At 68.5% G+C, this 17,990-nt stretch carries 18 protein-coding genes; 14 read left to right on the top strand and 4 right to left on the bottom strand.

The annotated features are described in order from the left end of the window. Positions 1-3: 3 nt before the first annotated feature. Together AC5Y3P_RS10185 and AC5Y3P_RS10180 are read left to right on the top strand one after the other, a co-directional pair. Positions 4-462, top strand: a complete 459-nt coding sequence (locus tag AC5Y3P_RS10185; RefSeq protein WP_500045772.1) for a PPOX class F420-dependent oxidoreductase — start codon at positions 4-6, stop codon at positions 460-462. A gap of 104 nt (positions 463-566) precedes the next feature. Further along, entirely contained in the window at positions 567-1,610 is a 1,044-nt protein-coding gene (locus AC5Y3P_RS10180) for a coiled-coil domain-containing protein (RefSeq protein ID WP_500045771.1), read from the top strand. 2 nt (positions 1,611-1,612) lie between these two features. On the opposite strand, the gene AC5Y3P_RS10175 is transcribed toward AC5Y3P_RS10180, so the two are convergent. Continuing rightward, positions 1,613-2,386 carry a DUF1906 domain-containing protein gene (locus AC5Y3P_RS10175; RefSeq protein ID WP_500045770.1) on the bottom strand — a complete coding sequence of 258 codons (774 nt, stop codon included), beginning with the start codon at positions 2,384-2,386 and terminating at the stop codon, positions 1,613-1,615. A gap of 133 nt (positions 2,387-2,519) precedes the next feature. Here AC5Y3P_RS10175 and AC5Y3P_RS10170 point away from each other — a divergent pair, with 133 nt between their 5' ends. From AC5Y3P_RS10170 to AC5Y3P_RS10125, 10 genes are read left to right on the top strand one after another with little or no spacing between them, the layout of a single operon-like run. Continuing rightward, positions 2,520-3,503: a thiamine pyrophosphate-dependent dehydrogenase E1 component subunit alpha gene (locus AC5Y3P_RS10170; RefSeq protein WP_500045769.1), complete on the top strand. Its 984-nt coding sequence runs from the start codon at positions 2,520-2,522 to the stop codon at positions 3,501-3,503. Between the two features lie 4 nt (positions 3,504-3,507). Then, complete coding sequence (locus AC5Y3P_RS10165) at positions 3,508-4,533, top strand: alpha-ketoacid dehydrogenase subunit beta (RefSeq protein WP_500045768.1); 1,026 nt, start codon at positions 3,508-3,510, stop codon at positions 4,531-4,533. Positions 4,534-4,538: 5 nt separating this feature from the next. After that, positions 4,539-6,065, top strand: coding sequence for an AMP-binding protein (locus AC5Y3P_RS10160; RefSeq protein WP_500045767.1), 1,527 nt, complete (start codon positions 4,539-4,541; stop codon positions 6,063-6,065). Further along, positions 6,065-7,120 carry an acyl-CoA dehydrogenase family protein gene (locus tag AC5Y3P_RS10155; protein WP_500045766.1) on the top strand — a complete coding sequence of 352 codons (1,056 nt, stop codon included), beginning with the start codon at positions 6,065-6,067 and terminating at the stop codon, positions 7,118-7,120. Before AC5Y3P_RS10160 ends, AC5Y3P_RS10155 begins: the two co-directional genes overlap by 1 nt. A gap of 2 nt (positions 7,121-7,122) precedes the next feature. Next, the gene (locus tag AC5Y3P_RS10150; protein WP_500045765.1) at positions 7,123-8,334 is read left to right on the top strand and encodes an acyl-CoA dehydrogenase family protein; all 1,212 of its coding nucleotides are present in this window, start codon (positions 7,123-7,125) and stop codon (positions 8,332-8,334) included. 1 nt (position 8,335) lies between these two features. Further along, entirely contained in the window at positions 8,336-8,683 is a 348-nt protein-coding gene (locus AC5Y3P_RS10145; protein WP_500045764.1) for a 2Fe-2S iron-sulfur cluster-binding protein, read from the top strand. Further along, the gene (locus tag AC5Y3P_RS10140; RefSeq protein WP_500045763.1) at positions 8,676-9,104 is read left to right on the top strand and encodes a Zn-ribbon domain-containing OB-fold protein; all 429 of its coding nucleotides are present in this window, start codon (positions 8,676-8,678) and stop codon (positions 9,102-9,104) included. The genes AC5Y3P_RS10145 and AC5Y3P_RS10140 overlap by 8 nt, the downstream gene beginning before the upstream one ends. Then, positions 9,104-10,249, top strand: coding sequence for a thiolase family protein (locus AC5Y3P_RS10135; RefSeq protein ID WP_500045762.1), 1,146 nt, complete (start codon positions 9,104-9,106; stop codon positions 10,247-10,249). The genes AC5Y3P_RS10140 and AC5Y3P_RS10135 overlap by 1 nt, the downstream gene beginning before the upstream one ends. A 12-nt stretch (positions 10,250-10,261) precedes the next feature. Next, the gene (locus AC5Y3P_RS10130) at positions 10,262-10,453 is read left to right on the top strand and encodes a ferredoxin (RefSeq protein ID WP_500045761.1); all 192 of its coding nucleotides are present in this window, start codon (positions 10,262-10,264) and stop codon (positions 10,451-10,453) included. A 34-nt stretch (positions 10,454-10,487) separates the two neighbouring features. Continuing rightward, positions 10,488-10,706 carry a biotin/lipoyl-containing protein gene (locus tag AC5Y3P_RS10125; protein ID WP_500045760.1) on the top strand — a complete coding sequence of 73 codons (219 nt, stop codon included), beginning with the start codon at positions 10,488-10,490 and terminating at the stop codon, positions 10,704-10,706. 2 nt (positions 10,707-10,708) lie between these two features. Here AC5Y3P_RS10125 and AC5Y3P_RS10120 read toward each other — a convergent pair whose 3' ends face one another. Together AC5Y3P_RS10120 and AC5Y3P_RS10115 are read right to left on the bottom strand one after the other, a co-directional pair. Next, entirely contained in the window at positions 10,709-11,722 is a 1,014-nt protein-coding gene (locus AC5Y3P_RS10120) for an NADP-dependent oxidoreductase (protein ID WP_500045759.1), read from the bottom strand. A gap of 142 nt (positions 11,723-11,864) precedes the next feature. Then, positions 11,865-12,704: a dienelactone hydrolase family protein gene (locus tag AC5Y3P_RS10115; protein ID WP_500045758.1), complete on the bottom strand. Its 840-nt coding sequence runs from the start codon at positions 12,702-12,704 to the stop codon at positions 11,865-11,867. Positions 12,705-12,759: 55 nt separating this feature from the next. On the opposite strand from AC5Y3P_RS10115, the gene glmS reads away from it, so the two are divergent. Next, entirely contained in the window at positions 12,760-14,628 is a 1,869-nt protein-coding gene (gene glmS, locus AC5Y3P_RS10110; RefSeq protein ID WP_500045757.1) for a glutamine--fructose-6-phosphate transaminase (isomerizing), read from the top strand. A gap of 23 nt (positions 14,629-14,651) precedes the next feature. On the opposite strand, the gene AC5Y3P_RS10105 is transcribed toward glmS, so the two are convergent. Then, a complete protein-coding gene (locus tag AC5Y3P_RS10105) occupies positions 14,652-16,178 on the bottom strand; it encodes an HNH endonuclease signature motif containing protein (protein WP_500045756.1) in 1,527 nt (508 codons plus the stop codon). Between the two features lie 359 nt (positions 16,179-16,537). Here AC5Y3P_RS10105 and AC5Y3P_RS10100 point away from each other — a divergent pair, with 359 nt between their 5' ends. After that, a complete protein-coding gene (locus tag AC5Y3P_RS10100; RefSeq protein ID WP_500045755.1) occupies positions 16,538-17,953 on the top strand; it encodes an NAD(P)H-hydrate dehydratase in 1,416 nt (471 codons plus the stop codon). Positions 17,954-17,990 lie beyond the last annotated feature (37 nt).

The raw sequence follows: 17,990 nt of genomic DNA, 5'->3' as shown, positions 1-17,990 counted from the left end.
CCGATGAGCAGAAAATTCGCCACCGCGGACCGGGTCGGTCGGAACGAGATGCTCGACTTCGTCCGGCCCCGGCACAAGATGATTCTGACTACCTTCCGGGCCGACGGGACGCTGCAGAGTTCCCCGGTCACCGGCGGCCTGGATGACGCCGGACGCATCGTGATCGCGAGCTACCCGCAGCGGGCCAAGTCGGTCAACCTCAGTCGTCGTCCGCGGGCCAGCGTCGTCGTGCTCTCCGATGACTTCAACGGTCCCTACCTGCAGGTCGACGGGGACGCGGAAGTCATCACGCTGCCCGACGCCGTCGAACCGCTCGTCGAATACTTCCGTGCGGTCGCCGGTGAACACTCGGACTGGGACGAATATCGGCAGGCGATGCGGGACCAGGGCAAGTGCCTGATCCGGGTCAGCCCGACGCACTGGGGACCGATCGCCACCGGCGGTTTTCCGCCGCCGCGCTGAGGCGGCCGGGTGGACATCCTCGACACCAGTTCGTAGCCTGTCCGAGGAGTCGAGAGAGCTGGGCCACGATCGGTCCTCGCAGATCTAAGGACCGAACTACCGGTATGAACAACATTCGCCGCTGCGTACAGCGAACGGTGTGCTGCATCGTGGCCGCGGGCGTGGCGGTGTCCGTCTCGATGACCCAGGTGGGCGCTGAACCGGCGGCTGACGCACTGGCCAAACTCGATGAACTGTCCCAACAGGCGCTGCAGGCCCGCGAGGCTCTCACCGCCGCCCAAGCGGACTTCGACGCCAAGACCGCCGAGCAGACCGCGACCGAAGAACGCCACCGGGCCGACCTGGCCGCGCTCGAGGCCGCCAACGCCGAGCTGGGGCCGCGCCAGTCGGCGGCCAACCGGATGGCGATGGTGAGCTACATGCGCGGAGGCACCGGTCAGCTATCGGCGGTACTGAGTGCGAAGTCCCCGCAACAGCTGATCGACGATCTGTCGCTGCAACGCGTGATCGCCCAGCAGACCGCGCACCAAATCGAGGACCTACGCTCGGCGCGGACGCGTGCGGCTGCGGCCGCGGCGGCCTCCGAGCAATCGGCCGCCGACGCCCGGGCCGCCGCCGAACAGGCCGACCGGGTGCGCGCCGAGCTGCAGGACAAGGTCAAGGAACTGCTGACCCAGATCTCGGCCGCCGAGGGTCAGTACGCCGCGCTGACACCGCAGCAGCGGGACATCGTGAACAACGCAGCGGCGCTGGTTGCGCCCGCCCCGCAGTTCGCGCTCGCCCCCGACATCGCCGAGGCGCTGCCCGTCGGGGTCGCCCCCGAGGCCGGGTTGCAGCCCAACACCGTGCTGGCCGCCCGCGCCGTCAGCGCGCAATTCCCCCAGATCGCCCACATCGGCGGGGTCCGGCCGGACTCGCTGCCGTGGCATCCGAGCGGCCTGGCGATCGACATCATGATCCCCAATCACGACACTGCCGAGGGGATCGCGCTCGGCGACGCGATCCTTGCCTATGCGCTCGCCAATGCCGGCCGGTTCGGGTTACAGGATGTGATCTGGCGCGGCACCTACTACACGCCGGGCGGCCCGGCCGGGTCGGGTTACGGCCACTACGACCACGTGCACATCACCACAACACCGCGCCGCTGACCTCAGGGATGCAGGTTCCACTGGCCGCAGTCGGCGGCCAGCACGTCGTTGACGTCGACCCGGATGCCGCCGACCACCGGTCCCGGATTTGATGCGGTGTCGATGATGCGCTGATAGAGCACCGCCGCGGGGTGGATCTTGCCGCCGGACCAGGACCGGGTCTGCCAGATCCACTTGCGCCCGGCGGTGCTCGAGTTGCCGATCACGCCGTCCTCGAGGGCCCACTGGCAGACGTTCACACCGGCGTAGATACCGGTGCGCAGCACCCCGATCACCGAGTTGATCCCGCGAAACCAGGGCAGCGCCTGGCTGTTCCAGGTGTTGCGGTCGATGTCGTCGTCGACGCTGAAGAAGATCGGCGCGGTCTGTCCGCCGCCGGCGGCGGTGTGCAGCTGCCAGCCGGTGCGCGCGTCGGCGACGCCGCCGGCGAACCCGCGGGTGAAGTCCGACGGTGCGGTGCCACCCGGCTTGCCGTACTGGTAGTTGCTGACGATCACCAGTCCGGCGGCGTGCAAGGAGCGGGCGTAGGGAAGCGTGATCGGTTTGGCGCCGAACGACGAGCCCGGCCGCGAGGTCGATACGTAGTTGATCACCCCGGAATGGCCGGCGGCGCGGATGTCGGCGGCCGGGATCTGCTTCATCGCGAAATCGATCAGGGTGGCCCCGGCGGCCGACGCCGTGGGTGCCGCGACGCCGGCCGACGCCGCGCCCAAACCGGCCAGCGCCGTCGTCGCACCGGCATAGCGCAGGGCGTCACGTCGGGTGATGGGCCGCATCGCGCGATGTTAACAAAGTGACGGCTGCTACCTATGGTGCCGCGCCGAGCTCCGGCTGCTCGTCCGGCATTGACACTCGATAGTGACGAGTGTTACTAATTAATTAGCTAACCGACTAATAGATTGGGAGTCGATGACGTCCACGGCAGATATCGGCCTCGGGCTCACCGAGCTGACACAGATTTTCCGGACGGCCACCCGGATCAAGGTGTGCGATGAGAAGTTCCGTTCCTTGATCCTGACCGGCCAGGTCAGCGCCCAGTATTACTCGCCGCGCGGCCAAGAGATCGTGTCCTCGTCGGTCGGCGCGCTGCTGCGCCCGGACGACTATCTGGTCACCACCTACCGCGGTCTGCACGACCACCTGGCCAAGGGTGTCCCGATGCGCGAGCTGTGGGCCGAGTTCTTCGGCAAAGCCACCGGAACCTGCAAGGGCAAGGGTGGCCCGATGCATATCACCCACCCGGATTCCGGGCTGATGGTCACCACCGGCATCGTCGGCAGCGGACTGCCGATCGCCAACGGTCTGGCGCTGGCCTCTCAGCTGCAGGGCAGCGACCGGGTCACGATCGTCAACTTCGGCGACGGTGCGACCAACATCGGCGCGTTCCATGAGGCGTGCAACCTCGCGGCGCTGTGGAAGCTGCCGGTGGTGTTCGTGTGTCACAACAACCGCTACGCCGAGCACACCTCGTTCGAGGACGGCACCAGCGTGGACCGGGTGGCCGACCGCGCCGCGTCGTACAAGATGCCCGGCGTCCGGGTGGACGGCAACGACCCGGTGGCGATGTACACCGCGGCGCGCACCGCGATCGAGCGGGCCCGCGCGGGCGAAGGCCCAACCCTGTTGGAGGCCATGACCTTCCGGTTCTACGGCCATCAGATGTCGGACCAGAACGAGTACATGAAGCCGGGCGAACTCGATGCCGAACGCGGTAACGACCCGGTGCTGCGGCTGCGGGCCCGGCTGATCGAAGACCAGGTGCTCACCGAGGCCGAGATCGAGGCCATCGAGGCCGAGGCGAAGGCCGAGGTGCAAGACGCCTTCGTGTTCGCCGAATCCAGCCCGGTGCCCGAGCTCTCCGAGCTGCTGACCGACGTCTACGGAGAGGTGTGAGGTCATGACCACCACAGAAAGCACAGCAACAGCAGTGGAAACCACCCCGATGCTCGGCTTCCAGGCGCTCGGCAGCGCGCTGGACGATGCCCTGGGCCGTGACCCGTCGGTGTTCCTGCTCGGTGAGGACATCGCCGACCCCAGTGGCGGCGTGTTCAAGGTGTCGGCGGGCCTGTCCACCAAGTACGGCACCGACCGGGTGCGGGCCACCCCGATCAGCGAGCAGGCCATCATCGGTGCCGCCGTGGGCGCCGCGATCGCCGGCATGAAACCGGTCGCCGAGATCATGCTGATGGACTTCCTGGCCGTGTGCATGGACCAGGTGTCCAACCACGCCGCCAAACTGCGCTACATGTCGGGCGGGCAGACCACCGTGCCGCTGACCATCCGCTGCGCGGCCGGCGCCGGCATGCAGTTCGGTGCCCAGCATTCCGAGATGCTGGAAGCCTGGCTGACCCACGTCCCCGGCCTCAAGGTCGTGGTGCCGTCCAACCCGGCCGACGCCAAGGGTCTGCTCACCGCCGCGATCTTCGACCCCGACCCGGTGGTGGTCGTCGAGCAGAGTCTGCTGTATTTCGCACCGCCGCAGCCGGTTCCGGTCGGCCACCACGTGGTGCCGCTGGGCTCGGCGGCCACCGTGCGCGAGGGCCAGGACATCACCTTGATCAGCTACGGTCGCCAGGTGCACACCAGCCTGGCTGCCGCCGAACGACTGGCCGCCGACGGCATCGAGGCCGAAGTGATCGACCTGCGCTCGCTGGTGCCACTGGACGAGAAGACCGTGCTGGAATCGGTGGCCCGCACCCGCCACGCCGTGGTAGTCCACGAAGCGGTGCGGCGCAACGGGTTCGGGGCCGAACTGTCCGCGCTGATCACCGAGAACCTGTTCGGCGAGCTCGGCGCCCCGGTGGCCCGGGTGGCCGGCCCGAACACCCCGATCCCGTTCGCCAAGGTGCTCGAGGATGCCTTCGTGCCCGGCGAAGACGCCATCGTCGCGGCGGCCAAGAACGCCCTGTCGCGGAACGGCTAACCTTCGTGGTTCATGCGATCGAGCAATACGCTCGTTTGGATCCCGACGCGGTCGCGCTCACCGACGGCAGCACCGCATGGACCTGGCCACAGCTCAATTCACGGCTAAACCGAGCCGTGAATTGGATGCTGGCGCAGGACATCCCCGCCGGCAGCCGGGTGGCGGTGCTGGGCGCCAACAGCGTGCACGTGGTGCTGGCGCACCTGGCCACCACCTACGCCGGACTGTCGACGGTGCCGGTGAACTACCACCTGACCGCCGATGAGATCGGCTACATCCTGCGGGACGGCGCCGTGCACACCGTGTTGTGCAGCGCCGATGCCGCGGCCACCGTGCGCGCGGCCGATTCGGACGTGCAGGTGTTGTCCTGGCCGGAGTTGGACAACGTGCTGGCCGAGTACCCCGACACCGAGCCGTCGGCCGACATCGCGCCGGCCAAACCGCTCTACTACACCTCCGGGACCACCGGCTACCCCAAAGGTGTCGAACTGCCGGATCAGATGTTTCCCGGCGGCGCGTCGATGGTCGAATACGTGCAGCGGATCATCGATTCACCGATCCGCACCCCCGGCAAGCATCTGGTGGTCGCACCGATGCACCACACCGGGCCGATGGCCGGCGTACGCGGCATCCTGGCCGGCCAACCCCTGGTGATCCTGCCGCGCTTCGACGCCGAGCAGGTGCTGGCCACCATCGAGGCCGAGCACGTCGAGGCCACCATGATGGTGCCCACCCACTTCTCCCGACTGCTGCAACTACCGGCCGAGGTTCGTGACCGCTACGACGTCAGCAGCATGCGCAGCATCGTGCACACCGGCGCGGCCTGCCCGGTCGAGGTCAAGCGCGCCATGATCGAGTGGTTCGGCCCGATCCTGATCGAGGCCTACGGCTCCACCGAAGCCGGCACCGTCACCTTGATCACCGCCGCGGAATGGCTGGAGCATCCGGGTTCGGTGGGCCGCGCCATGCCAGGCTACGAATTGACCATCCGCACCGCCGACGGCGAGCTACTGCCCACCGGCACCGAGGGATTGGTGTGCGTGCAATCCCTGGTCGGACACCACCCGACCTATCACGGGGATCCGGAGAAGACCCGACGCAGCTATGTCGCCGACGGCGTGTTCGCACTCGGCGAGATCGGCTACCTCGATGCCGACGGCTACCTGTTCCTCACCGACCGCGCCTCGGACATGGTGGTCAGCGGCGGCGTCAACGTCTACCCGGCCGAATCCGAGGCCGTGCTGCGCCGGCACCCGGGGGTGGTCGACGTCGCCGTCATCGGCATCCCGCACCCCGACCTCGGCGAGCAGTTGTGCGCGCTGGTGCAGGCCAACGACCCGAACCTGGACCCCGCCGAACTGGTGGCCTGGGCCCGGGATCGCCTGGCGCACTACAAATGTCCGAACCTGGTCGAGTTTGTCGACTTCGATCTGCGTTCGGTGATGGGAAAACTGAACAAGCGGCAGCTGCGAGATCAGTACCTGGCCCGCCGCGCCACTACGCCGGTCATGCGGCCGGCTGGGAGGCCCTGATGGACACCGCCGAATTGACCCGCGAGGCCGCCCCCGTGGCGTTCGCGTTCACCGAGGAACACACCGCGCTGCGCGAGATGCTCACCGAGTTTTTCGTCGCTCCGGGCGAAACCGGCTGGCGCAAACTGCTTTCCGAGGTCGGCGCCGACGAGATCGTGTTCGACGCCGGCCAGCCGGGGGCCTCCGCCACCGCGGTCGACCTGGCCATCCTGGCCGAGCAGGCCGGCGCGGCACTGTTCGGCGGCCCGCTGCTGCCCAGCGTGGCAGCCGGTGTGCTGGCGGCGAGCGTCGACGCGCCCACCCTGCTGGATCCGCTGCGCGACGGCACCCGCACCGTGGGCGCCGCGTGGGGTGCCCACCTGAGCGTCGATGCGGCCGGCGCCGTCTCGGTCGCGGCCGCCCCGGTGTGGAACGCCGGTGCCGACGACGTCGTCGTGGTCGGGACCGTCGACGGCGCACCCGTGGTCGCGCTGCTCACCGATGTCGCCGACGGCCTGACCGAGTTCTCCGGGCTGGATCTGACCCGTCCGGTGGGCCGGCTGGAGGTGCGAAACGTCAAGCCGGCCATCCTGCTGCGCGGCGACGAGGCCGCCGCGGTGCGCGCCGCGCTGACCCGCCGGGTCGACCTGGTCACTGCGGCCGAGCTGCTCGGTGTGGCCCAGCACGCATTGACCGGGACGGTCGAATACGTGGACAAGCGAATCCAATTCGGCCGCAGCATCGGTTCGTTTCAGGCGGTCAAGCATCGGCTGGTGGATCTGTTGGCCGCGGTGGAACTGGCCCGCTCGGCGGTTTACGGCGCGGCCTGGCACCTGGGCAGCGACCCGCAGGCGGTCAGCACCGAGATCGATCTGGCCGTGGCTGCGGTGTTGGCCCGCAAGGCTGCGCTGGCGGTCACCAAGGCCACCGTGCAGTTGCACGGCGGCATCGCGGTCACCTGGGAGCACTGGGCGCACCTGTACCTGCGCCGGGCCAATTCGGTGCTGGCGCTGACTGGTTCACCGGGGGAGCATCGGGGCCGGCTGGCCGATTTGATCGATCGACGGGATGCATGAGCGTGTCTGAATCATCGGAACTCGACTACGACCAACTGCGCGCCGAGGTCAACCGCTGGGTGGCCGAACACTTCCCGGCGAAGTTCCGCGGCGCGGTGCAACCCGGCAGTGCCACCACGCTGTACGACTTCGACCCGGCCGCGGCCGCGGGCTGGTATGCCGCACTGGGGGAGCGCGGCTACAGCGTGCCGCACTGGCCCCGGGAGTACGGCGGTCTGGGTTACACCGAACAGCAAGCCGCCGTGGTGCGTTCGGTGTTGCATGAGCACGGCGCCGGGCTGCCGGAGTACTACTTCGTGCCGCCGATGCTGATCGGGCCGGCCATCATGGACTGGGGCACACCGGAACAGCAGCAGCAGTATCTGCCCGGCATCGTGTCCGGCGCCGACATGTGGTGCCAGCTGTTCAGCGAACCCGGCGCCGGCTCGGACCTGGCCTCGCTGGCCACCCGCGCAGTCGCCGAAGGCGATTCGTGGCGGGTCAACGGCCAGAAGGTGTGGAGTTCGTTCGCCACCGGATCGCGCTACGGCATGTTGCTGGCCCGCACCGATCCCGACCAACCCAAGAACGCCGGTATCACCTGTTTCCTGGTCGACATGGCGGCCCCCGGTGTGACGGTGCGGCCGCTGCGCCAGCTCACCGGCGACGAGCACTTCTGCGAGGTGTTCCTGGAAGACCTGGTGCTGGGCCCGGACACCGTGCTCGGCCAGGTCAACGACGGCTGGCGGGTGGCGATGTCGACGCTGAACGCCGAACGCTCCGGGCTGTCCGAGACGTCGAGTGCCAGCGGTGTGCCGCTGGCCCCGGTGCTGGAACTGGCCCGGCGCACCGGACGGTGGAACGACCCGGTGATCCGGGACCGGCTGGTGGACCTGTTCGCCGTCGAGCATGCACTGGCGTTGACCAACCTGCGTTCGATCGCCGAATCCCGCACCGCCAGTGGATCACCCACCGGATCGATCACCAAGCTGGTGCTCTCCGAGTTGTCACAGGAGATCAGCGAACTCGGCTTCGAGATCGGCGGGGCCGAAGCCGCGTACTGGGAGGGTGAGATGCCGCTGGAGACGCACAACCTGCTCGACAGCCGCCGCTTCACCATCGCCGGCGGCACCTCGGAGGTGCAGCGCAACATCGTCGGTGAGCGGGTGCTGGGCCTGGAACGCGAGATTGATCCGGGCCGGGGCAAGCCTTGGCGTGAACTCCGGCGCAGCTGACATGCCGACCGTCACCGTCCGGCCGTCCGGCATCACGTTCGAGGCAGCGGACGGGCAGACGGTGATGGCCGCCGCGCAGGCGGCCGGGCTGCGCTGGCCCACGGTGTGCGGCGGTAACGGCGACTGCCTGGTGTGCCACGTCAGCGTGCTGGAAGGCCCGGAACGGCTCACCGAGGCCTCGGCGACCGAGACCGCCGCGGTACGCAATCTGACCGGCGACAAGGGCGGACGCGGCGAACACGTGCGGCTGGCCTGCCAGGCGGGGGTGCGCGGAGACGTGGTGGTGGAAAAACGTGGAGTGCGCCAAAAGCGCAAACCGACAGCAGAACAGGAGGATCCGGGTGCCTGACGTCATCGATCCGGACATCATGGAGGTCAGCGACGGCCGGCTGCGCCTGATCGGCGGCCGCTGCGGAGCGTGCGGGGAGATCGAATTTCCGCGCAAGCCGTCCTGCCGCGACTGCGGCGGCGCCGACATCAGCCCGGTGCCGCTGGCCGACCGGGGCGTGCTGTGGAGTTGGACCGTGCAGCGGTTCCCACCGCCGAGCCCGCCGTATTACGGCCCGGCCGACGAATTCGAACCGTTCGGCGTCGGCTACGTCGAGCTGCCCGGCGAGGTGATCGTCGAGACCCGGCTCACCGAATCAGACCCGCAGCGGCTGCGCATCGGCATGCCCATGACGCTGACCACGGTCGACGTCATCACCGAAACCGGGTACACCAAGCCGACATTCGCGTTCGAGCCGGCTCAGCACGAAGGCGGTCAGTGATGAATTCCGTTGCGATCATCGGCGTCGGCTGCCGGCCGTTCGGCCGCTATCAGGACACCACGGTGCGGACCGAGGCGGTGGCCGCTGCGCGCGCCGCGCTCGCCGACGCGGGTGTGACCTGGCCGCAGATCCAGTACGCGGTCGGGGGCAGCATGGACGGCGGACCGGCCGACACCCTGGTCTCCGACCTGGGTTTGACCGGGGTGCCGTTCGTCAATGTGTTCAACGGCTGCGCCACCGGCAGCAGTTCGCTGATCTCGGCGGTGCACACCATCAGCGCCGGGGCCGCGGATCTGGCGCTGGTGATCGGGTTCGACTCGCATCCGCGCGGCGCGTTCAGCATCGACCCGAAGGCGATGGGGCTGGGGCAGTGGTACGGCAGCAGTGGTCTGGCGCTGACCTCGCAGTTCTTCGCGCTGAAGATCCAGCGCTACCTGCACGAGCACGACCTGTCGCCGGACCTGCTGGCCAAGGTGGCCGCCAAGGCGTTCCGCAACGGCTCGCTGAACCCCAACGCCTGGCGGCGCAAGCCGCTGTCCGAGGCCGACGTGGAGGCCTCGATGATGCTGTCGGATCCGCTGCGCCAGTACATGCTGTGCTCACCGGGCGACGGCGCCACCGCGCTGGTGCTGTGTAACGCCAAGCGGGCCAAGGAGTTCAGCTCGAACCCGGTGTACGTGGCGGCCTCCGCCGTGTGCACCCGCCGGCCCGGATCGTTCGAGGTGCTCAGCCCGTCGCTGTCGGTGCGGCGCGGGGTCAGCCCCAGCGTGGACGCTGCGGCCGCGGCGTTCGAGCTGGCCGGTATCGGACCCGACGACGTGGACCTGGCGCAGTTGCAGGACACCGACGCCGGCGCCGAGATCATCCACATGGCCGAGACCGGGCTGTGCGCCGACGGCGAGCAGCAGGCCCTGATCGAGGCCGGCGAGACCGAGCTGACCGGCCGGCTGCCGATCAACACCGACGGCGGCGTGCTGGCCAACGGGGAACCGATCGGCGCTTCGGGGCTGCGACAGATCCACGAGAACGTGCTGCAACTGCGTGGAACGGCCGGCGGACGTCAGGTCGCCGGGCAGCCCAAGGTGGCACTATCCCATGTCTACGGTGCGCCGGGTCTGAGCGGCGTCACCATCCTGACCAAGTAGGGGAGCGCCATCATGAAGGTGACCGTGGATCTGGATCGCTGTGTCGGCAACGGGGTTTGTGAAGCCTTGGCGCCGGACCTCTTCGAGGTCGGTGACGACGGGCAGGCCCACCTGCTGGTCGATGACATCCCGCCCGAGCGCGAACGCATTGCCCACGAGGCGGTGGAGTCCTGCCCCGCCGTCGCCCTGAAGACCGCCAACTGACATTCGAAAGGCTTGTCCACCAATGGAAATCAAGATGCCGAAGCTCGACGTGACGATGACCGAGGGAACCTTCCTGGGCTGGCTGGTGCCGGACGGCACCACCGTCGAGGAGGGTGAGGACCTCTACACCGTCGGCACCGACAAGGTGTCCACCGACATCCCGGCGCCGATCGCCGGCGTGCTGCGCTACGGTGCGGTGGAGGAGGACGAAACCTACCCGGTCGGAACGACTTTGGGAAAGCTGGAGGTTTAGCCTCAGCTGTTCGTCACCTGCACGAACTGCAAACCGGTGTTCTGTCCGCGGGCCAACCGGTTCATCGCCTCGACGGTGCTGTCCAGGCCGGTGCTGAACTCCTCGCGGTAGACCACGCTGCCGTCGAGCAACCACGGGGTCAGCAGGTCGCGCACCTCGGCGCGCCGCGCCATGAAGTCGCGCACGATGAAACCCTGGATCAGGCCGCGCTTGTTCACCAGGTTCATCAACGACCGGCCCGCGGTCTGCGCGCCGCCGTTGTAGGAAGACACCATGCCGCACAACGCGATTCGAGCATGCATCGCGATCCGGTCCAGGATCAGGTCGAACACCGGGCCGCCGACGTTCTCGAACCCGATGTCGATGCCGTCCGGGCACAGCTCGTCGAGGCGGGCGCCGACGTCGTCGTTCTTGTAGTCGATCGCGCCGTCCACACCGCACTCGTCGAGCAGCCACGCACATTTGGCCGGTCCACCGGCGATGCCCACCACCCGCAGCCCGAGCTTCTTGCCGATCTGGCACACCAGCGATCCGACGCTGCCGGCCGCCGCGGTGACCACCAGCGTTTCGCCGGGCTTGGGTCGCCCCACCTCGGTGAGCCCGCAGTAGGCGGTCAGTCCCTGCAGATCCAGCACGCCCAGGTAGGCGGTCAGCGGAATGTCGGGATGCGGATCCAGTCGGGACCAGGCGCGCGCCGAGCCGACTGAATACTCCTGCCAACCGCCCATCCCGGTCACATAGCTGCCCACCGGGAGCCGTTCGGATTCGGACTGCTCCACCACGCCGAGGGTGATACCGCGCATCACCTCGCCCAGCGGCTGGGCCGGCAGATAGCTGTCCTCGGCGTCCATCCAGATCCGCATCGAGGCCGGAACCATCAGGTAGATATTGCGCACCAGCACCTGCTCGGGCCCCGGTGCAGGCACGGCTGCCGTGCGGACCTCGAAGTCGGCTGCCTCGACCAGGCCGGTGGGCCGGAAAGTCAGATGCCAGGCCGTGTTGATCAGCGCAGTCACGAAGAGCCGCCCCTCGATGTGGTCTGGAGCATAATTGTATTGGTTGGTTAATTAGTATAGGTGCCCATCGAGTTAGCGCCCAGGTAGGCGTTCTCTCGAACTTTGTCTACCTGGTGCAATTCTCAACGCAGAGTTGGCAGCGTTAGCGCAGCAGCGCGGCGACCTTCTGCTCCAGCGCAATCGGCTCGGCATCCGGATCCGGCGCCACGGTGCGGGGCAGGTGCACCTCGGGATCGGCGAACTCCCGGTAGGTCTTGTCGCCGGTCAGCGCGAACAGCAGGTAACCGGTCAGCAGCGCCCGCACGCTCTTCTGCGTGCGCCGGTCGGTGCCGCCCAAGCCGAAGAACTTGTTGAGCTTGCGGCCATCGGCCAGCCCGTCGACCTCGGCCTTGCTGACCGTGCGCAGCACCGCGCCCGGCCAGGCTGTGGCCAAGGACTCGGAATTGGTGCGCAACGACGACGGGTCCGCCGGCGCGGCGAGCACCAGTCCGGGCAGCTTCAGGGTTGCTGCGGGTTGCTCGGCGGGCGGTTTGGTCACCGCGGGGAAGATCGCCGCGACGGCCTGCAGCCGCGAACCCAGCCCGGCTGCGGTGAACACCGCGGCCGACCCACCGAATCCGTGGCCGGCCACGGCCAGCTTGCCCGGGTGCACGCTGATCTTGCCCGGGCCCAACCGCACACCGGTCACCACGTCGAGTGTGGTGCCCAGGTCGTAGGACAGGTTCAGCACCGACGGCGCCAGCCCGCGCTCGGTGTCCGGCGCGGCGGCCACGATGCCCCAGGACGCCAGGTGTTCGAGCAGCCAGCCGTACTTGGCTGCCGATGTGACCCAATCGTGGCCGAAGGCCACGGCGGGCAGATTCAAACCGGCTTCGGGCGTGTAGACCACCCCGGGAATCCCGGCAAAGGCCAGGTCACCGCGTAGAACGCGGTGTGGGCCGCGGCGGGTCAGGGCGGCGAAGAGCTTCTTGGTGCTGGCCACCCATCGACGTTAGCTCACCGCACCTCGGTCGGCGGCTGCACTACCCTGGACAACCATGTGCGGAATCGTCGGCTACGTCGGGCATCGTCCGGCCCGTGAGGTCGTCGTCGGCGCGTTGCGCCGGATGGAATACCGCGGCTACGACTCCTCGGGGGTGGCCCTGCTCGACGGCGACGGCGGCATGACCGTGCGGCGCCGCGCCGGCCGGCTGGCCAACCTGGAAGAGGCGCTGGCCGACACCGACGCGGACCTCCTGGCCGGCAGCGCCGGCGTCGGACACACCCGCTGGGCCACGCACGGTCGGCCCACCGACCGCAATGCGCACCCGCACCGCGACGCCTCCGGCACCATCGCCGTCGTACACAACGGCATCATCGAGAACTTCGCGGCGCTACGGGTCGAACTGGAGGCCGCCGGCGTCGAGTTCGCCAGCGACACCGACACCGAGGTCGCCGTCCACCTGGTTGCCCGTGCCTATAAGCAGGGCGAGACCGCGGGCGACTTTGTCGGCTCGGTGTTGGCGGTGCTGCGCCGGCTGGAGGGTCACTTCACCCTGGTGTTCGCCAACGCCGAGGATCCGGGCACGATCGTGGCCGCGCGCCGCTCCACCCCGCTGGTGGTCGGCATCGGTGAGGGCGAGATGTTCATCGGCTCCGACGTCGCGGCGTTCATCTCCTACACCCGCAACGCCGTCGAACTCGGCCAGGACCAGGCCGTGGCGATCACCGCCGACGGATACCAGATCTACGACTTCGCCGGTAACCGCGACGACGCCAGCGCCCGCCCGTTCCACATCGACTGGGACCTGTCGGCCGCGGAAAAGGGCGGCTACGACTACTTCATGCTCAAGGAGATCGCCGAGCAACCGCAGGCCGTCGCCGACACGTTGCTCGGGCATTTCGTCGACCACCGGATCGTGCTCGACGAGCAGCGGCTCTCCGATCAGGAGCTGCGCGAGGTGGACAAGGTGTTCATCGTCGCGTGCGGCACCGCGTATCACTCCGGGATGCTGGCCAAATACGCCATCGAGCACTGGACCCGGCTTCCGGTCGAGGTCGAACTGGCCAGCGAATTCCGTTACCGCGACCCGGTTCTAGACCGCAGCACGCTGGTGATCGCGATCTCGCAGTCCGGTGAGACCGCCGACACTCTGGAGGCCGTGCGGCACGCCAAGGAGCAGAAGGCCAAGGTGCTGGCGATCTGCAACACCAATGGCAGCCAGATCCCGCGCGAGGCCGACGCGGTGCTCTACACCCGGGCCGGACCGGAGATCGGGGTGGCGTCCACCAAGACGTTCCTGGCCCAGATCGCCGCCAATTACCTGGTCGGCTTGGCATTGGCGCAGGCCCGCGGCACCAAGTACCCCGACGAGGTGCAGCGCGAATACCAGGAACTGGAGGCCATGCCGGACCTGGTGGCCAATGTGCTGACCCGGATGGATGCGGTCGCCGCGATTGCGGCCCGATTCGCGCAGAGCCCGACGGTGTTGTTCCTCGGTCGCCACGTGGGCTACCCGGTGGCGCTCGAGGGTGCGCTCAAGCTCAAGGAACTGGCGTACATGCACGCCGAGGGCTTCGCGGCCGGCGAGCTCAAGCACGGCCCGATCGCGTTGATCGAGGACGACCTGCCGGTGATCATCGTGATGCCCTCGCCGAAGAACGCCGCGATGCTGCACGCCAAGTTGTTGAGCAACATCCGCGAGATCCAGGCCCGCGGCGCGTTGACCATCGTGATCGCCGAGGAAGGCGATGAGACGGTACGGCCCTACGCCGATCACCTGATCGAAATCCCGGCTGTCTCAACGCTGTTCCAGCCGCTGCTGTCGACGATTCCGCTGCAGGTGTTCGCCGCCGCGGTGGCCCGTGAGCGCGGATACGACGTGGACAAGCCGCGCAACCTGGCCAAGTCGGTCACCGTCGAGTAGCCCAGCACTCACCGCTTCTGGAACTAGAAGTCGGGTTCCAGCGGGTAGGGAATGTCTGGCAGGTCGTCGTGGCCGGTGGCGTCCAGTCGGTTCTCGGCGCGTTCGGTGCGGATGCGTTGGGCGCGGTCTTGGCTGCGGGTGGTTTTGCGTAGCGGCATCATCAGACCGCGGTGTGGACTGCTGGGGACGGTGGGGCCCGGCGGGGGTGCGGGGGTGCTGATGTTCCAGTGCGGGAACAACACGCCAGCCAACGGTGTGGTGGTGTAGCGCAGGCCCGCGGGTGTGGTGATGGTCAGACTCGAGTCGGGGGCTTGCTGGTCGGTGAAGCCGGTCCAGAAAGTCTTGACTAGGTGATGTTTTCGGCAGTAGCAGTGCATCTCGCCGGGGTGGGTGGTGCCGGTGGGGTAGGGGCGGGTGTGGTCGATATCGGTGAGGTGGGCGGGGCGGTTGCAGCCGGGCCAGCGGCAGGTGAGGTCGCGTAGCCGGACCCACAGTGCCAGTGCCTTCGTAGGCCGGTAGTGCGGTTGCGGTTCGGGGGCGGGAGGTTTGAGGTCTCGTACTTTGGCGCCGCGAGCGATGAGGTCGGCCAACAGGGGCGCGGAGACCAAGGGGCCGCCGAGGATGACCCCGAACGGGTTGCGCGCGGGCTGCTCAGCCCTGTTGACTTCGCTGGCGCCCGCTGCTGGTGGGTTGGCGACCTCGCGGGCGGTTCCGTTGAGGTCGGTCGTGGGTTGGGTGGGGGTGGCGTTGGTGAGGATGTGGATGACGATGTTGCTGGTGCGGCCGTCGTCGCCGGCGGCGGGGCAGTGCGGGTTGGTGCATTGGCAGGCCAGGAAGTGTGAGTGAGCGGCGAGGGCGCCCAGCGCGTCGGCGCGGCGTTGGTCGAGGGTGCGTGGGTCGTCGGGGCAGACGCTGTGGGCCAGGGTGGTGATGGCCTGTTCAAGGAGGGCGGCGTCGGTGTTGGTGAGGGTGCCCCAGACGTTGCTGGCGGTGGCGTCGGTGTTGTGGTCGCCGATGTTGAAGTGGCGGCCGCGGGCGCGGGTGTTTGCGCGGCGGACGGCGTCTTGGTCGAGTCCTTCGATGTAGGCGTCGAGGGTGCGTTCGAGTTTGTACCGGGACACGCCGTGCCAGTCGCGTAGGCCTTTGGTGATCAGGTCGTCGAGTTCGGCCAGGGTGGCCTCGTCTTGGACGAGGTGGGTGCGGTCGACGATGGTTTGGGCTTGGTAGCGGTTGATGGTGCCGGCCAAGAACAGCGCCCCGACTTTCGGTAGCCGATCGCGGAGGGCGACGGCGAGGTTCATCTGTGCTGAGGCCCCGTTGTGGCCGATGTGCAGGGCGCAGGACACTTCGGCGGCCGCGGCGTCCCAGTCGTCGCAGCTCCAGTCGGGGTGCTCATCGGTGCAGCGGCGTCGAGTCAGTTCGGCGATGGCGGCCAGAGCACGGGCATCAGCAGCAGCGGCGACGCGCGCCCAGTCGGTGATCGCGGCGGCCAGGGTGGCGTCGTCGACGTCGGCCAACTCGGCCGGCTCGGGAAGCGATCTATCGAACATGTGTTCGATTTTAAGTGCAGGGTCCGACAAACTCGATGACGCGTTGACCTCTCTGAAATGCGCGCGTACGGCGCGCCTGTCGGGGTGATCTGTGGTGCTCTCGGTAGGCCCTGAGGATGGGGTTGATATCGGTACAGCGCAGGGCAGTGACCGAAACGATCGCGATCCGCGACTCGCAGGCGGATAAGCGGAGTAGAGGCCTCATGGCCGCGTTGGCAGCCCAGATTGGTGTCCACGCGAAAGACGTCGAGCGTTCGGAATCCGTCAGCGACTGGGACGCCCGATCCCGAGCCGGGTCCGATCGGTGACCGAAGCCGCAATGCCGCTATCCCGAGTGCCGACCCCGTAATCTGACCCGCATGCGGCACTACTACACCGCCCAGCAAATCCGGGACGCCGAGGCCCCGCTGCTGGCCGCCCTGCCGGACGGGGTGTTGATGCGCCGCGCGGCGTGGCCACTGTCGGTGGCCATCGCCAAGGAATTGCAGGCCCGTACCGGCGCTGTCGCGGGGCGCCGGGTGTGCGCGGTGGTCGGCTCCGGCGACAACGGCGGTGATGCCTTGTGGGCGGCGACCTTCCTGCGTCGCCGCGGCGCCGCCGCCGACGCGGTGCTGCTGGATCCGCAGCGCGCCCACGCCAAGGCGCTGAGAGCCTTTCGCAAGGCCGGCGGTCGGATCATCGAAACCATCCACCCGACAACCGATCTGGTGATCGACGGGGTGGTCGGCATCGGCGCCACCGGACCATTGCGGCCAAACGCCGCAAAGGTATTCGCCGAAAGCCAAGCCCCCGTGGTGGCGGTAGATCTGCCGTCCGGCCTCGACGTGGCCACCGGCGCCGCCGACGGACCACACGTGCAAGCGGCGCTCACCGTGACCTTCGGCGGGCTCAAACCCGTACACGCACTGGCCGACTGCGGCCGGGTCGAGCTGGTCGACATCGGCTTGGACCTGCCCGAGACCCACCTGCTCGGCTTCGAAGCCGCCGACGTCGCCGCCTGCTGGCGGCTGCCCGGGCGCACCGACGACAAGTACACCCAAGGCGTCACCGGGATCCTGGCCGGATCGACCACCTACCCGGGGGCGGCGATCCTGTGTGCCGGCGCCGCGGTGGCCAGCCAGTCCGGCATGGTCCGATACGTGGGAAGTGCTGCTGCCGAAGTGGTTTCACATTGGCCCGAGGTGATCGCCGCCAACGACCTGGCGTCCGCCGGCAGGGTGCAGGCCTGGGTGATCGGGCCGGGTTTCGGTACCGGGCACACCGAATCTGTCACGCTGCGCACCGTGTTGGGCACCGACCTGCCGGTGATCGTCGACGCCGACGCACTGACCCTGCTGGCCAAGCATCCCGAACTGGTGGCCGAACGCGACGCACCCACGGTGCTGACCCCGCACGCCGGGGAATACGAACGGCTGGCCGGGCATCCGCCCGGCGCCGACCGGATCGCCGCCGCCCGCGAACTCGCCGAACGCACCGGTGCCGTCGTGCTGCTGAAAGGTCACGTCACCGTGATCGCCGACCCGGACGGTCCGGTCTACCTCAACCCGGCCGGCGGGTCCTGGGCTGCCACAGCCGGTTCCGGCGACGTGCTGTCCGGGATGATCGGCGCGCTGCTGGCTGCCGGGCTGCCCGCCGCCCGCGCAGCCGCCGCGGCCGCCTTCGTGCACACCCGCGCGGCCGAACTGGCCGCGCACGATCCCGGACCCCAACCGGCGCCGACGTCGTCGTCGCGGATTCAGGCCCACATCCGTCCCGCATTGGCCATGCTGCTCTGAGAGGCGGCGCAACGCCGCCACTGACAAGGAAGGTTCC

The sequence above is a fragment of the Mycobacterium sp. NGS45 genome (assembly GCF_059812645.1).
The sequence above is the reverse complement of the archived record's forward strand: the minus strand, read 5'-3'. Positions and strand labels throughout refer to the sequence as shown.

Excerpts from the sequence above, each read along its gene's own strand:
- AC5Y3P_RS10185 (WP_500045772.1), top strand. The coding sequence starts at position 4 with ATGAGCAGAAAATTCGCCACCGCGGACCGGGTCGGTCGGAACGAGATG.
- AC5Y3P_RS10180 (WP_500045771.1), top strand. The coding sequence starts at position 567 with ATGAACAACATTCGCCGCTGCGTACAGCGAACGGTGTGCTGCATCGTG.
- AC5Y3P_RS10175 (WP_500045770.1), bottom strand. The coding sequence starts at position 2,386 with ATGCGGCCCATCACCCGACGTGACGCCCTGCGCTATGCCGGTGCGACG.
- AC5Y3P_RS10170 (WP_500045769.1), top strand. The coding sequence starts at position 2,520 with ATGACGTCCACGGCAGATATCGGCCTCGGGCTCACCGAGCTGACACAG.
- AC5Y3P_RS10165 (WP_500045768.1), top strand. The coding sequence starts at position 3,508 with ATGACCACCACAGAAAGCACAGCAACAGCAGTGGAAACCACCCCGATG.
- AC5Y3P_RS10155 (WP_500045766.1), top strand. The coding sequence starts at position 6,065 with ATGGACACCGCCGAATTGACCCGCGAGGCCGCCCCCGTGGCGTTCGCG.
- AC5Y3P_RS10145 (WP_500045764.1), top strand. The coding sequence starts at position 8,336 with ATGCCGACCGTCACCGTCCGGCCGTCCGGCATCACGTTCGAGGCAGCG.
- AC5Y3P_RS10135 (WP_500045762.1), top strand. The coding sequence starts at position 9,104 with ATGAATTCCGTTGCGATCATCGGCGTCGGCTGCCGGCCGTTCGGCCGC.
- AC5Y3P_RS10130 (WP_500045761.1), top strand. The coding sequence starts at position 10,262 with ATGAAGGTGACCGTGGATCTGGATCGCTGTGTCGGCAACGGGGTTTGT.
- AC5Y3P_RS10125 (WP_500045760.1), top strand. The coding sequence starts at position 10,488 with ATGCCGAAGCTCGACGTGACGATGACCGAGGGAACCTTCCTGGGCTGG.
- glmS (WP_500045757.1), top strand. The coding sequence starts at position 12,760 with ATGTGCGGAATCGTCGGCTACGTCGGGCATCGTCCGGCCCGTGAGGTC.
- AC5Y3P_RS10105 (WP_500045756.1), bottom strand. The coding sequence starts at position 16,178 with ATGTTCGATAGATCGCTTCCCGAGCCGGCCGAGTTGGCCGACGTCGAC.
- AC5Y3P_RS10100 (WP_500045755.1), top strand. The coding sequence starts at position 16,538 with ATGCGGCACTACTACACCGCCCAGCAAATCCGGGACGCCGAGGCCCCG.